This window comes from Pontibacter pamirensis (assembly GCF_010015475.1).
In the GTDB taxonomy this organism is placed as follows: Bacteria; Bacteroidota; Bacteroidia; order Cytophagales; family Hymenobacteraceae; genus Pontibacter; species Pontibacter pamirensis.
In genome coordinates, this window is record NZ_SSNI01000026.1 from 46,786 (window position 1) to 61,928 (window position 15,143).

The following is a 15,143-nucleotide window of genomic DNA, read 5'->3' on the forward strand; positions in this document are numbered from 1 at the left end:
AAAAGCCAGGACGAAAGAACGAAGAAACAGATAAACAGTAGCCTCTCTTCCTAAAAATTTTGTAACGAATATAGTTTAATGAGTTGGTAGAGCAGTTGTTAAAGTAGCTTAGCTTAAAAAAGAAGAAACCATTTAAATCTTTTAATATGAAACCACTTTTTACAATACTACTACTCTTTATCTGTACAGGGCTGTACGCACAAGACCCAATGTATGCTGGAGCAGAATCTAAGGTTGAATCAAAGCTTTACCTCCAGCCATTACCAATTAACTCTAAAACAGGCAAGATAGAGTTTCAGGAGGTTATTCAGGTTTCAGGTAAAAGCCAGGCTGAAATTCACACTCACGCAAGGGAATGGTTTGCGAAAGCTTTTGTTTCTGCTAATGCTGTGTTGCAAATGGATGATAAAGATGCAGGCATTTTAATAGGAAAAGGAAGATTAGGTGACGAAATAGATATTTTAATAAAAGTAGAGTCTAAGGATGGCCGCTTTCGTTACACCCTGACAGATGTTGCTTTTGAAATACCCGGGTCAGGTCCGCGAGTTGCGGAGGATATTATTACCGATCCACACCTATACAATAAAAGAGGCAAGCCTATAAAAAGACCTAAGGCTTTTAAGGAAGGGCTTATTGCGAGCAACGCAGTTCTCCTTGCATCTCTTACCGAAGCCGTTAATAACAGCACCTCTAACGACAACTGGTAATCTATGATAAAACTCCTTTTCTTCCTCAAAGCCGGAGCCATTCTGCTCTTCACCAGGCCCACCAGCTGGCAGTGGGAGCGTGACAAGCTGAGGGGGGAGTATGAGGAGATGTTTAAGTGAGTCTGTGCCGGTTATTGGTTGAGTATGAACAAAGTAATCATTTAATATGCATCTAATACTCATAATATTTCGTGAATGTCTTGATTAAGTCTATACAAGTACCTATGTTTGTCTTACTTAAGAGCGCAATTAATAGCTCCAAAGCCGAACCCTATTTCCCGACGCTACGTTTAGCCTGAAAAAGACAGAACCATCAACCTTAAAATACTACAGTCATGGGAACTGAAGCGTAACTAAAGACCGCTACCTAAAGAACTTAACTTATTTGAAACCTCAGCCAATAGCATGTCTATTGGCTTTTTTTTATCCATGAAACAAATCTTTGCCTACGTAGGGAGGTTCGTCAACCCTATTGCCGCCCTAGCCTCCATTCTCTCCCTTGTTGTAATATTCTTTGCGTCTAAGCCGGCTGCATACGCCGCGGCTGCTTTTATCGTGATAGCGGTCCTGTTCCTAGTTTATAAATTGTGTATAGTTTTGGACAGGTTCGTAAAGAATACCCACCCTGACGAATTCTTGAACCACTCGTTGTTCATCCGCTACTCTACCACGGACAGGTACAACATAGAGTTTGAAGTATTCAAGCACATCCAGTGCAAAAGAATGTTTCAAACTGAGTATCCCTACAAATTTAAGTGGTCCGGGAGCAAGCAACCCTTGATTAGCTCTAGCATGCAGATTGTAGATAACTCCATCACGTCAAGCGGGCAGGACTCCTATGACAGCGTTATTTTAAGGTTTAGAGAGCCTTTGTATTACAACGATACTGCGGTTGTGCACTTTAAGGCAAATCTTGACGACAGAGACCTTGCTTCCGCTACGCATCTGGAAACAAAAATAAGCTATAAAACGAGCGTTATACACTTCCGTGCCGAGCTGCTCTACAAGAACGGTAAGAAAATAAAGCCAGCTGTTCTGGAAAGAAAAAAGATAGAGTCTACACTATCAACACACTATGAACCAGTACTGGAGGTACCTTTTATTGGTAAATCCTATCAGCATCACCTGATAACACCTGAAATCGGTTACTTTTACCGCCTCAGATGGGATCGTTAACATTCTTATAGAAATAGAAAAGGGAGCTTAGCGGCTCCCTTTAGTTTCAAAGCCACCTACTATCAGGTGGCTTTTGCTTATACTCCCTTTTCTATTTTATCCCAGGCCTCCAGCATCTGTTCCACAAGGCGCACCTGGTCACGGTGGATATAGTGCTGTGTAGTACCTCTTTCTGCATGTCCTAAAAGCACTGAGGCCAGTTCCCGTGAGCCATGTCGCTCCATTAGCGTGCCTGCTGTATGGCGTGCTATGTGGGTTGATATCTTCTTATGTATAGGCGTGGAGCCTTCCACCACCTTATCAGCATACACCTTTCTGGTGCGCACTTTTCTTACAAGTTTAGCCTCCTCAGCGGCATCCTTTAAGTTATCCACATACTTATGCCTATAACTTGTACCTGTACGGGTACGAGGCACCGGAATAAGCCACCCATGCTTCTCCAGCAGCGCATGAGCCACCGGAGGGACAGGAACCATCACATCGTCCTGTGTCTTGCCCTGCGTTAGCCTGAGCACCTTCACAGTGCCATGGGTGTTCGTCTTCTGCTCAAAGAAATGGTCAGGTCTTACCCTTTCCATGTCTCCCCACCTTAGCCCTAACTCACAGTTGATGACAAAGGCCTCCGCCGCGTATTGTAGCTCTTCTGAGCTGTAGGTATGGTCACGCAGTTGCAGCACCTCTTCCCACCAGAGGGCGAACTTGTCAGAGGCGCGCATGCTTCCTGTTTCTATCCAGTCGAACGGCAGCCCTGCCCTCTTGCGCACCAGCCTGTATACCTTGCGGTATCTTAAAAGCGTGTTGCTGGCAAGGGTGTACTCTGTCTTCAGCCACCGCTCAAAGGTCTCTATCCACTCCAGGGAAATATCCTTCGGCCGCAGCTTCGGCGAGTGCTCATGCATCTTGTCCACTATCTGCTTATAGCCCCGGGTGTAGTCACCGGCATTAGGCTTACCCTGCAGGTACCATGCCGCCCAGTCCTCATAGAAGTCACGCACAGTCATAAGCCGCGGCTTCTCCTGCTGGAATTTTGCCTGTGGCCGCACCAAGAGGCGAAGGTCATCAGGTCCCAGCTCCTCTCCAGCATCCAGCCGTTCCCGGAACTCTGAGGCCACACGGTGGGCCATGCGTTCGAGGCGGGCATTGATTTCGGTGGAGTAGCGCACCTTCCTACCGGTCACCTTTTGCCCCTCATGGTTCCAGGCCTCCCGCACCACGCTCTCGCCGGTGCTCAGTGCCATGGGTAAAGGGGAAGCGCCGTGCACGCGGATGTAAATAATAGACTTGCCGTCTTTAGACGTTTTGTTGTGGAGGTAGAAGCGGATGCTGACAGACATTTTAACGGTGTAACGCAGGGTGTAACGTGACTTTCGTCTAAAGGGGGGTATATGGCTTACCCCACAGAGACAAATATAGGGTAAAAAAGGGCTAAAACAAGTACGGCAGGCCACATAATGTGACCTGCCGTGTACAGTACTGTGGAGATGCAGGGATTCGAACCCTGGTCCAGACAAGGAAATCGTCGTGCCTTCTACATGCTTAGGCTTATTCGGATTGTTGGGAGCTTGCGAGTATAAGCCAAACTTATGCGCACTCCTTAGATGCTTTAGTTTCGCCTGTGCATCACATCTCTACACAGACTAGTAAAACGGATCGAAGCCTCGTATGTGCAAGCAGTTTCACGAAACCTGCACGAGACTATGGCTTAATACTTAATACCTAGATTAAGCAGCCATGGCGTAATTAGATTCGCCATTTATTGTTCGAACGCAATTTTTGACAGGTGGTACGTTCAACACCTGGCATGCTTACACGCAATCTGCGCAAGCTGTCAATTCCAGTCATCCCCATAAGTTAAAGAACGTATTCTTGCTGTTTACACTTCAAGAAGTATACCACAAATATACATAATTTTGTGGCTTCCCCCCTTTGTCAGCGAGAATTTAACACCGGTATACGAACAAAAGGTTCACCTGTTTAGCGAATAAACAGGTGAACCTTACAGCTGCACTGGTAATTGATTGGGATACAGGCTGCTAAACTCCTGTGATACGATTAAAAGGTATTGGCACTTAACCGTTCTGTAATTTGCAGCGTGTTTATTTCAGGCGATTGGTATAAATCAGCCGGGGAGTTAGTGTAGATATAATCTTTCATCGGGTACTTTACCTGGAACACCTTCGGGTTTTTGGCACCTGCCGGCACCAGCATCAGCGAGGATTTGCCTTTGACAGTTTCCCGTGCAATATTTAGCCCCTCCCGGTTATCGAAACGCACATCAAAGTAGTAAAGATAAGGGTATACCCAATTCACATACTGCGTCTTGCTGGCGCCTGAAAGGCTTCTAATCTCCAGTTCTTCGTAGTTGTTGGCGATGGCCTGCTGGAACTCCACCGCGTTCAGCGGAACGTTATGCAGCACAGGCATAGCATCGAACTGACCGTCCAGCATCACCCATTTCTGCAAGTCGGGCAGGAACACTTCCAGCAGCACGTGTCCTGCTCCGGAGGTAGTGGTTTCCACATCTTTTGTTTTCAGGCCCATCACGCGGGCAGGCAAACCGATGGAGTTCAGGCAGGAAGTAGCCACAACACTGTACTCCACACATCGGAACTGCTTGCCTTCTTTTACTTCCTTTAGAATAGTGATCGCATCTGGTCTGGAGGGTTCACTTGAGCCGTTGTGCTTCCATTGATTGTGTACCCAGTTCACCATGCGCAGCGCCTTTTCTGTGTCGTTGGCGGCTCCTTTCACTACTTCATTTAACTGGTATTTGCCACGAAGCGCATTCAGAAAAACGTTGTTAATATTTTGCTCATAGGTGAACTTATAGGCTGAATGCGCCTGCACCTCGTCAAACGGCAAGGCCTGAAATCCGAAACCCTGCAGCTCCGTTAATGCATAGTCTTTTCCGTTGAGCGCTACGTAAAACAAATACTTGTCACCTGGCCTAACATCGAAGGTTATAGAATCAAGGTTAGTATAGAAAACAACCTTCTCCTGCTGCCCGTGTACCGGCACCTGCAGCACATCCGGCACCAGTTCAGGCATGATGTTCCAAGTGCCTTTTACCAGCTCTTCTCCGATTTTATAATCTGCCACCTTGGTTGTGGCTTGTATAACAGGCAGACCGTTATACATTTTCTGTGCGAAGGCCGGCATGGCCAGAAACAGCAACACGAACAGAGATTTAAATGACTTTTTCATGGTTTTATTTTGTAGGTTGAAGTGTAGTATGGTTCAGCAAAATGGTATTCACTTTAGGTAAAGGGGAGCGCCAGGACATTCTTTTGTTGCCGTTTTTATTCTGTGCGCAGCGATGTAACCGGATTGTTGATCGCTGTTTTTACGGCATGGAAGCTAAGGGTGAGCATGGCGATGACAATAGTCGATAAGAACGCGGCGGCAAATATCCACCAGCTTAGTTCAGTGCGGAAAGCGTAGTCACTTAGCCAGCTATCCATCAGGTACCAGCTTAGCGGCAGTGCAATCAGGTTGGCAATCAGCACCAGCCTCAGGAAGTCTTTAGATAGCATGTATACAATGCTGGTAATAGATGCCCCAAGCACCTTGCGGATGCCGATTTCCTTTGTTCTTTGCTCTGCAGTGAACAGCGCCAGCCCAAACAAGCCAAGGCAGGAGATAAATATGGCGACACCGGCAAAGTACGTCGTCAGCTGCCCCATCACTGCTTCGCTCTTGTACATCTTCTCGAAATCCTCATCCAGGAAGTGATACTCGAACGGGAAAGCAGGATTGTGTCTTTTTACGACCTGCTCAACAGCTGCTACTGCTGCTGTCGTGCTGCCAGGGGCTATGCGGGCAAACATTGTATTCTCCTCTTCAGGTCGCAGCACCAGTATAAGTGGCTGCATGGCTATATGCATAGAGGTGGAGTGGAAGTCGTTCATCACACCGATAACAGGCCCTTTTACTGATTCCCACAATTCCAGCGACTCCCCAACAGGCTGCTGCAATTGCATCAGACGGGCAGCCTCATTGTTCACCAGGAAAGCGGCTGTATCTGTGCCAAACTGCTTAGAAAAATCACGCCCTTCCTTCAGGGTTATCCCCATGGTTTCCAGGAAGTCATAATCTACTGTCATTACACTGAACAGAATGCTGGCGTTGGGGTCTTTGCCTTTCCACTCTACGCTGCCGGTTGAGTTGCCCACCATCATGGGGTTCTGATTAGCGGACGACACCGACATAATGCCTGGTATAGCTTCTAACTCCCGCTTTACAACCTCATACCTGCTCTGCAACTCTCCCTCCAGTGGAACATACATCAGGTTTTCACGGTCCAGCCCAATATTTTTAGTCCGGATGTAGTGCAGCTGCAGGTACACCACTAACGTGCTGATGATTAGCAGGGCAGAGAGCATGAATTGGAATACCACCAGCCCCTTCCGGAACACCGATACGCGCTTGCTTAGCTTGGCTGTTCCCTTCAGCACTACAGCCGGGTCAAAAGACGACAAAAAGAAGGCAGGGTAGCTGCCAGACAGAAGGCCTGTGAGCACAGCCACTCCTAAAAGCAGCAGAAGCAGCATGGGGTCAGACAAGTCGATGGAGATAAACTTACCGGTCAGTTCGTTGAAGTGTGGCAGCAGGATGCCTGCCAGGTTTACAGAAACAAACAGGGCCAGAAAAGCCACCAGTACCGACTCTGTCATGAACTGGTAAATAAGCGCAGACTTGTTTGCCCCGATGGCTTTACGCACCCCTACCTCCTTGGCGCGCTTGGCTGAACGGGCTGTGGCCAGGTTCATGAAATTGATGCAGGCAATAATCAGTATGAACACCGCCACTACCGAGAATAGGCGCACATCCTCAATGTTCCCGCTCCCCACCTGGCTGCCATTGCGGAACTCGCCGTACAGGTACATGTCGCTTATTGGCTGCACAAACAAATCAATATTCGATTTCTCATTGTGCTTTTTCACAATCGGCTTTATTTTCTCATTAAAAGCGGCTATGTCAGTGCCTGGCTGCAGTTGCAGGTAGGTGCGGATCCCGTTGTTTCCCCAGTCCTTCAGCCATGAACCGCCAGGGGAGTTTATCCAATCCTCTAGCGGCATCACGTAATCGAACCTTAAAGTGGAGTTCTTCGGCACGTCCTGCATCACGCCGGTCACTTTATAGCTCTTGCTGTTGTCGATCTTAAACATCTTCCCCATAGCCGCCTCCGGAGAGTCAAAAAACTGGTTTGCCACCGTTTCTGAAATAACGACAGAGTTTGGTTGTTTCAGCACCTGTGCAGCATTGCCCTGCAGCAGCGGGAAAGAAAATATCTCAAAAAACTCCGGGTCTGTATACCTGCCACTCACCTTCAGCACCTTATCGTTGTAAGCGAAGAGCTGCTTCCACTCCCAGGTGGTACTGCGAACGGCATGCTTCACCTCAGGCAACTCCTGCTCCAACGCCTCAGCCAGTGGCCCCGGGTTGGCATCGGTCGTCAGGTCATCAGCTCCCGGATAGCTTTGCACTTCCATTACCCGGTACAGGTTATCTATATCAGCGTGGAAGCGGTTGGTGCTCATCTCATCCTTTACCCATAGCAGGATCAGAATGCTGCAGGTCATGCCCAGCGCAAGGCCGGACACATTGATTAGCGAGAAGACCTTGTGCCGCATCAGGTTACGGTAGGCCATTTTGAGGTAGTTCTTAAACATAGTTTCAGGTATTGAAATGTAAAAGTATGGTTCAGGTATTTTGAGCATTCTACTGTACAGTAACTTCTTAATAAATTTAAATGCCAAATTTTTAACTAATTGATAATCAATAAATTGATTAAAAATAAGTGCGTGCAGGTGTACGCTTTCGATACACCTGCACGCGTTACACCTGCCCGCTTCCGCTACAGGGAATTGCCTGAATCAGGATTTTCAGGATTAATATGATGAACAGGATGAGAATCTAATCTTTTAACAAGAATTACTACAGCCAAATCATTCTCACATTTATCGTTTACATCCTGTACATCCTAATCATATCCTGAAAATCCTGATTCAGACAATCTGATTCCGCTACAGAATTTAAAACAGATTAAGTATATTCGGTTTCTGAAACAGAAATCACACTCACTATGGCCTCTGCAAAAAATGCCCGCGTTTTGGTGGTAGACGACGAAACGGACGTGCTGTTTGCGCTTAAAATGCTGCTCAAGACCGAAGTAAAACAGGTGGTAACCGAGAAAAACCCGGACAACCTGCCCGCCCTGCTGGACCGGGAGAAGTTTGATGTCATCTTCCTGGACATGAACTTTAAAAGCGCACTGAATACCGGCAACGAAGGCCTGTTCTGGCTGCGCCAGATACTGCAGAAAGACAAAGAGGCCAGGGTCATCCTGATTACCGCTTACGGTGATGTGGAACTGGCCGTGCGTTCACTGAAAGAGGGAGCCGCCGATTTTATCGTAAAGCCCTGGCACAACGACAAACTGCTGGAAACGCTGCACTACAACCTGCAGGCCAGGCAACCTAAAAAAGCAGGAGCCGGCAATACCAACACTCATAAAAATACCAGCACCAGCATACTCGGCGAATCAGATGCCATTAAAGAGGTTCTTTATAAGATAGATAAGATTGCACCCACTGAGGCGAATGTTTTAATACTCGGCGAGAATGGCACAGGCAAAGAACTGGTAGCGCGGGCACTGCACGAAAAGTCTTTCAGGGCTACCAAGCCTTTTGTGAGCGTAGACATGGGTGCCTTGACAGATTCCTTGTTCGAGAGCGAACTGTTCGGCTCTAAGAGAGGCGCATTTACCGATGCCAAAGAAGACAGAGCCGGCCGTTTTGAAGCCGCCAATGGCGGTACGCTTTTCCTGGATGAGATCGGCAACATAACACCCGCCATGCAGGCCAAGCTGCTCACGGTGCTGCAAAACCGGCAGGTAACGCCGTTGGGTTCAAACACGCCTGTACCAGTCGATATTCGCCTTGTTTCAGCCACCAACGAGCCCATTTATGAGTTAGCTGCCCGCAATCAGTTCCGAAAAGACCTTATCTACCGCATCAATACTGTTGAAATAACGCTGCCTCCGCTGCGACAGCGCGAGGGTGACGTAGAGCTGCTGGCTCGCCATTTTTCCGCCATTTATGCCCAAAAGAACCATAAGCCAGAACCGGACTTCGCCCCGGCTACCCTGCAAAAGCTGAAGCAGCACAGTTGGCCCGGCAATGTGCGGGAGCTGCAGCATGCCGTGGAGCGGGCCATCATTCTGGCAGAAAGCAATCTGCTGCAACCGCAGGACTTCAGCTTTTCGCCTATGGAAATGGCGACTGCCGCCTCCTCTACTGCCGCTTTTGCGCCGGAAAGGGCCGTTCCGCTCATTGAGATGGAGCGCGAGACAATTATCCGGACGCTGGAGAAGAACAAGGGCAACATCTCCAGAACAGCCAAAGAACTTGGCCTTACCCGCACCGCCTTATACCGCCGACTGAACAAGCATGATATTTAAGCGCCTCGAGTTCGGGCTATTTGTCCGCGTTCTACTGCTGCTGGCCATGATGTTCCTGACACTGGAGTACCTGGTGCAGTATACCTGGCTACAGGTTACATCAGGCTTACTCGTGCTACTGGCGCAGGTGTGGGAGCTGTCACGTTATGTAACACGCAGCAACAACGAGCTGGCCAAATTCCTGCAGGCCGTAAAGCAACGGGATTTCTCACAGCGTTTCAACGAGCATACTACCAACAGCTCGCTGCAGCAGCTGCACAAATCTTTTAACCTCATCAACGATACTTATAAGCAGCTGCACATCGAAAAGGAAGCGCAGTTCCATTACATGCAGACCATTCTGCAGATGATAGACACTGGCATTATGGCGGTGGATGCCGCTACCGGTGAAGTGGAGTGGGTGAATGATGCTTTCAAAAACACGTTGAGTGTCCCGTACCTGAAAAGTGTTGCGAATTTAGAACCGCGGTACCCGGTGCTGTACGAAGCCCTGAAAACGATAGAACCCGGCGAGAGCAAACTGCTAAAGCTGAAGCTATCAAAGGGCCAGTCGCAGTTGCTGCTATCTGCCACGGCTTTTACCATGCAGCAACGCGACCTGCTGCTGATTGCCCTCAAGAACGTAAGTGCTACCGTAGACGCCACCGAAACAGAGGCCTGGCAGAAGCTGCTGCGCGTGATGACGCACGAGATTATGAATTCGGTGGCTCCCATCGCCTCGCTGGCAGACACACTGGAGCGGCACTTGCAAATGGAGCATGAGAGGCAGGAGCAGGAACCGGAAGTTGTACCAGACCCGGAACTTCTGCAGGATACAGCAGAAGGCATCTCGATCATCAAAAAGCGAAGCGAAGGACTGCTGCGTTTCGCCCACTTTTACCGCAACCTGAACAAGTCACAGCAGCTGATGCTGACCACTGTTTATGTGCAGGAACTTTTTAAAAGTATAAACGGCCTGATGCGCCCGCAACTGGAGGAGCAGGGCGTTGCATTAAGTTGTAACGTGTCGCCTCCGGGCCTGCACCTGAACGCCGACGTGAACCTGCTGGAGCAGGTGCTCATCAACCTGATCCTGAATGCGAAACGCGCTGTACAAGGCAGCCCCCAGCCACACATACAGCTTACCGCACAGCAGGTGGATGGCAAAATCACCATTGAAGTACAGGACAACGGCAGCGGCATTCCGGAGGAGTTGCTGGAAAGTATCTTTATCCCATTTTTCACTTCCCACAAAGACGGCTCCGGTATTGGCCTCAGCCTAGCAAAGCACATCATGCTGCTGCACAAAGGCAGCATACAGGTAGAAAGCAAAGAAGGCGTGGGCACTTTGTTTAAGCTGGTGTTTTAGCAAAAGGATACAGGTAGCAAGACAATAGACACTGGACTTTCCGCTATTGCCGATGTCCTCAGAAGAAATGCTAGGTTAATTTAACTGCACTATTCCAAACATCTCTGTCCGGTACTAAATCTGCTGTTGACTCAGATGTTCGCAAATTGGTAATGGGAACGTACAAGATAAGGTTGTTATCCTCTGAAAGAACCGCCCTTCCCGCTATATAAGTTTTTCTAACTATTCTACAGTTAGAGCGTTTATTCTTATTGCTGCAGAAACTTTAACTATAGCAGCAGTAAAAGTCTTCACTTCCTACCTCTGAGCAATGAAAGAACAAAGCTTACAGCAGAAAGTAACTGAAATCTTAGAAACAGCAGACGTAAAGATAAATGGCCCCGATCTATGGGATTTGCAGGTCCATAACGATGGGTTTTACAAGCGGGTGCTGACGCAGGGAACGTTGGGGTTGGGAGAGTCTTATATGGATGGCTGGTGGGACTGTGAGCGGATAGATGAATTTGCTTATAAGGTGATACGGGCAGACCTTTACCGGCAAGCAAAGTTCGGCTGGAAAACAGTGGTGCAGATGCTGCTGGCAAAAGTCTTTAACATGCAGGCTAAAGGAAAAGCTGCCCGCAATGCCCAGCGGCACTACGACATCGGCAATAAACTTTACAAACTGATGCTGGACAAGCACATGGCCTACAGCTGCGGCTATTGGAAAGGGGCGGATAACCTGGACCAGGCACAGGAAAACAAGCTCGACCTGATTTGCCGTAAAATAAGAATACAGCCGGGCCAGCGGGTGCTAGACATCGGTTGTGGCTGGGGAAGCTTTGCAAAGTTTGCCGCCGAGCGTTATGGAGCAGAAGTAGTAGGTGTTACGGTATCGAAAGAGCAGGCGGCCTTAGGCAGGGAAATGTGCAAAGGGTTGCCTGTAGAGATACGTCTGCAGGATTACCGCGATGTGAATGAGACGTTTGACCACGTGGTGTCGGTGGGCATGCTGGAGCATGTGGGATACCGCAACTACCGCACCTTTATGAAAACGGCGGCACGCTGCCTGAAAGACGATGGCCTGTTTTTGCTGCATACCATCGGGCACCCTTTCTCCAAAACATCCGCCGATCCCTTCACCGACACCTACATCTTCCCGAACTGCCTTATTCCCTCCCTCAAACAACTTGGAGCAGCTATGGAACATGTTTTCGTACTGGAAGACCTGCATAATTTCGGCCCCTATTACGACCCAACCCTGATGGCCTGGTTCCGGAACTTTGACCACAACTGGGACCAACTAAAGGGAGACTATGACGAACGCTTTTACAGAATGTGGAAGTACTACCTGCTTTCCAGCGCCGGCTCGTTCCGCGCCCGCAATAACCAGCTCTGGCAAATGGTGCTCTCAAAAAAGGGTGTTTTAGGCGGATATGAGTCGGTGCGGTAGGTGTATAACGCTTAACCACCCAAATCCTCTGCTTACCATAAAGCCACACCAATTGCGAAACGGGAGCAAAACAAGAAAAGCGTGACTGCAGCTACAAGAGCTACAATCACGCCTTTTGTTTTATACCTACTGCTAACGCAGCAGATACTTAATGGATCATGTTACTTGACTAAAAGCATCGTACCAGACTTAGCAGTGCCTCCGTTCACCAGTCGGTAGATGTATACACCAGCCTGCTTGTTAGAAGCTTTGAAGTCCTTGGTATACTTCACACCGCTTTCAGCATTTCCTTCGAAAAGTGTGGCTACTTCACGTCCGGTTATATCGTACACCTTCAGCACCGTATGCGCGCTTTCTTTTGCTGTAAAACGAATAGTAGTGCTTTCAGAGAATGGGTTAGGATAGCTGCTTACCAGTTCTCCCTGCAGACTTCCTAATATATCTGATGAACGAGCCGTTGAAACCTTAGTAGCACTTAAGCTGAATTCCTGCGGCAAATCAAACGCTTCAACTTGATCGAACCTGCTGGCGTTTGATCCCTGGCTGGCGCTGAAGCCAAGCCCTCTTTTTGCAAAAGCATTCCAGATAAGTTCTTGGTTAGCTCCGCCATAGTTTTGCATGTCCGCAGCAAGAATTGCATCACGGGCATCTACAAAGCCTGGTCTGCATAGCTGAAGCTTTAAACCATCTATAACCAGTTGCATCGCCATGTTATTACCGCCATTCCCGTTATACAGATCTTCATCAAACCTATATTTATCTATTAGGTCCCAAGTCATCTCCCAGAGTGCAGTGGCAAACACAAAGCCGACGCCATGGGGTTGCGACAGGCCAGGATTGTTTGTAGCACCATACGTATAGCCGTTTACACTGAAGTCAGTAGAATACGGTGCTGGTCTGATACCTAGGCCATCGGTAGGCTGACCCTGTGCATAGGTACCGATTCCCCTTACCTTCTCGCGGGTATCACCACGCTTCATCGTCATCATTAAGCCAAACCAATCGCTCCAGCCTTCACCAGCTTGTTCAGCGTTGCCAAGACAGCTTGTAGTATTAGGCCCACCTGTCAGACGGTTTGAAATACCATGTCCATATTCATGCACAATAATGCCGTTATCAAAATCACCATCCAGTTCTGGTCCACCATCATCTTTTAGAGTCACATTCACTTCAACACCTGCATCTAGTTGCTCCCGTATGCTGGCTCCCACTTCCATGCCTATCATCACTGAAGGGATGGTTATAGGTTCAGTAGGTGCGCCGCCCATACTAGTAGGATCTCCAGGATTGATGTTAATCACTACCACTGCTATAGCACCTGCTTTCTGTGCATTTTGTACCTTCTGGGTGAAATTACAGCTTCCCCTGTATACAAGGGCTATATTCCCATTAATGGCATCTGCGTTGGTAAAAGGGCTACAGCCTTCGTAGGCTACTCCATCCATAGCCAGCACAAGTTTGCCAGCCAGAGGTGTTGCAGTAAGTTCAGGACCAAAGCTTGCTCCTGCAGTTATAAATCCACCTGCAATTGCGGCAGGGGAGACAATTGTAAAACCACTTGGATCAGGCTTGCCACTCCACAGGTACATTTGCATTCTTGGCCTTACACCATCGGCAGGAGTCGCAAAGTTGGCGTTGTTACGTGTGGTTGAAATATTTCTGCTATCCTGTGCTTCAGCCATTACATGGTCTCCGCCCAGGCCGCCTCTGTCTAGGTTGCTGGTTTGGAAGTTGCCGCTTTCTTCATCAAAGCCATACTTATACCAAACATCATGGATGATATTATTCCAGTAAAAAAGATTGGTGATGGCAGCATCTCTGTAGGAAACAGGTTCTTGGGAAAAGTCAATAGAGTATTTAAACACCCGCTGGGTTCCACCATCCGGACTGTAACCGTACATATCCTGCACGCGCCCTACATAGCCTGTATTATCAGGGTCTTCGTACGCATATACGTTATTGCCCCTGGTAATGGTATAACTGGTGTTTCCGGCAGTATGCCAGCCATCAGGAGAAGCTATTTTATCTGCCACTTTAGCGTTAACCGGCTTTCGGCTGCCATGGCTGGGGCTCTCCACCGGCATTGGATACACCTCATAAAGGCCGGGAGTATTTCCCTGATTCACCGGGCCTTGCATAGGCGCATACGGTGTCATATCCGCATCCTGCAGAAAAGGAGCTGAAGCAGTATGGCTGTGGGTATCGTGCAGGAATTTGCCGCCAGCTCCGTTGTTCTCAAACTGGCATTGCACCACCATGTTGTCTTTATCCAAATATTCGCCGGTGTTGGCATCGACCCTTACATTCCACCAATTTTGGGCATCCAGCTCATAAATAGAGACTTCCCACGCAAGTCTCAGGCTACCGTCTTCCATGGGTTGGTATACCAGCTTGGCAGGAATAGGCTCCAGAGAGATGCCTCCTTCCGATAACAAAACTTCTTTGTTGCTATCTCTGCCTTTCTCCAAAACACTTAAAGGCCCATTTACAGAAACACCTAAATGCCTGGCTGCCGCTGCTACTGCACCAGCAGCATCAAGGCTGGCCTGCTCGCTCTTTACCTTTTCTCCAACATCGGAATGCAAGCGATTTCCCAGGGTAACTACTTTACCCTCATTGTCCATGCTTATGTTTGTGATGGCGCCATGTATTTCGATACCATTGTGCATCTGCTTAATGTAAAGGTGCTTTATGCCGCTTTTTTTGCTTTCGGTTGCACTGCTTAGTTCTAAGTCAGCAATATCTTCATCTTTTACTTTGAGCTTTTGCTTGTTTTTCTTGATGTGTTCAAGTGCCACTGCCGGCACTTGCTTTTTCTCTTTATTTCCTCTCCCTTGGCCTTGAGCAAAGGAAAGTGTACTCCCTAAGCTGAGCGTAGCAATCAGCGCTATTTGAAGCACGTTGTGTAAAGGTTTGCGCATAGATAAATTTTAAATGATTGATAATGGTTTTAGAAAAGTAGTATATATTTATTATACTATATTTATGATTAATATAAATATAAAATATAACATTCTC

9 protein-coding genes and 1 other RNA gene are annotated in these 15,143 nt (G+C 48.2%); 5 read left to right on the forward strand and 5 right to left on the reverse strand.

Annotation, left to right across the window (positions count from 1 at the left end; translation table 11 throughout):
- Positions 1 to 146 precede the first annotated feature (146 nt).
- Both E1919_RS19295 and E1919_RS19300 read left to right on the forward strand, forming a co-directional pair.
- On the forward strand, positions 147 to 707 hold the full coding sequence (locus E1919_RS19295; RefSeq protein WP_162055059.1) for a DUF4468 domain-containing protein: 561 nt from the start codon (positions 147 to 149) through the stop codon (positions 705 to 707).
- 429 nt (positions 708 to 1,136) lie between these two features.
- On the forward strand, positions 1,137 to 1,883 hold the full coding sequence (locus tag E1919_RS19300; RefSeq protein ID WP_162055060.1) for a hypothetical protein: 747 nt from the start codon (positions 1,137 to 1,139) through the stop codon (positions 1,881 to 1,883).
- A 77-nt stretch (positions 1,884 to 1,960) separates the two neighbouring features.
- Here E1919_RS19300 and E1919_RS19305 read toward each other — a convergent pair whose 3' ends face one another.
- The 4 genes from E1919_RS19305 to E1919_RS19320 all read right to left on the reverse strand — a co-directional run bounded on the left by E1919_RS19305 (position 1,961) and on the right by E1919_RS19320 (position 7,555).
- Complete coding sequence (locus E1919_RS19305) at positions 1,961 to 3,217, reverse strand: phage integrase SAM-like domain-containing protein (RefSeq protein ID WP_162055061.1); 1,257 nt, start codon at positions 3,215 to 3,217, stop codon at positions 1,961 to 1,963.
- A 139-nt stretch (positions 3,218 to 3,356) separates the two neighbouring features.
- Positions 3,357 to 3,729, reverse strand: a transfer-messenger RNA (tmRNA) gene (gene ssrA, locus E1919_RS19310).
- A 206-nt stretch (positions 3,730 to 3,935) separates the two neighbouring features.
- Entirely contained in the window at positions 3,936 to 5,087 is a 1,152-nt protein-coding gene (locus E1919_RS19315) for a transglutaminase-like domain-containing protein (RefSeq protein WP_162055062.1), read from the reverse strand.
- 95 nt (positions 5,088 to 5,182) lie between these two features.
- The gene (locus tag E1919_RS19320; RefSeq protein ID WP_162055063.1) at positions 5,183 to 7,555 is read right to left on the reverse strand and encodes an ABC transporter permease; all 2,373 of its coding nucleotides are present in this window, start codon (positions 7,553 to 7,555) and stop codon (positions 5,183 to 5,185) included.
- A 413-nt stretch (positions 7,556 to 7,968) separates the two neighbouring features.
- On the opposite strand from E1919_RS19320, the gene E1919_RS19325 reads away from it, so the two are divergent.
- From E1919_RS19325 to cfa, 3 genes are all read left to right on the forward strand, one after another.
- Complete coding sequence (locus E1919_RS19325; RefSeq protein ID WP_162055064.1) at positions 7,969 to 9,345, forward strand: sigma-54-dependent transcriptional regulator; 1,377 nt, start codon at positions 7,969 to 7,971, stop codon at positions 9,343 to 9,345.
- Positions 9,335 to 10,693 (forward strand): sensor histidine kinase, encoded by a 1,359-nt coding sequence (locus E1919_RS19330; protein ID WP_162055065.1) that lies wholly within the window; start codon positions 9,335 to 9,337, stop codon positions 10,691 to 10,693. The genes E1919_RS19325 and E1919_RS19330 overlap by 11 nt, the downstream gene beginning before the upstream one ends.
- Before the next feature lie 310 nt (positions 10,694 to 11,003).
- Positions 11,004 to 12,125, forward strand: coding sequence for a cyclopropane fatty acyl phospholipid synthase (cfa, locus tag E1919_RS19335; protein WP_162055066.1), 1,122 nt, complete (start codon positions 11,004 to 11,006; stop codon positions 12,123 to 12,125).
- Positions 12,126 to 12,286: 161 nt separating this feature from the next.
- Here the strand turns inward: cfa and E1919_RS19340 are convergent, their stop codons facing one another.
- Entirely contained in the window at positions 12,287 to 15,046 is a 2,760-nt protein-coding gene (locus tag E1919_RS19340; RefSeq protein WP_162055067.1) for a T9SS-dependent M36 family metallopeptidase, read from the reverse strand.
- Between the last annotated feature and the right edge of the window lie 97 nt (positions 15,047 to 15,143).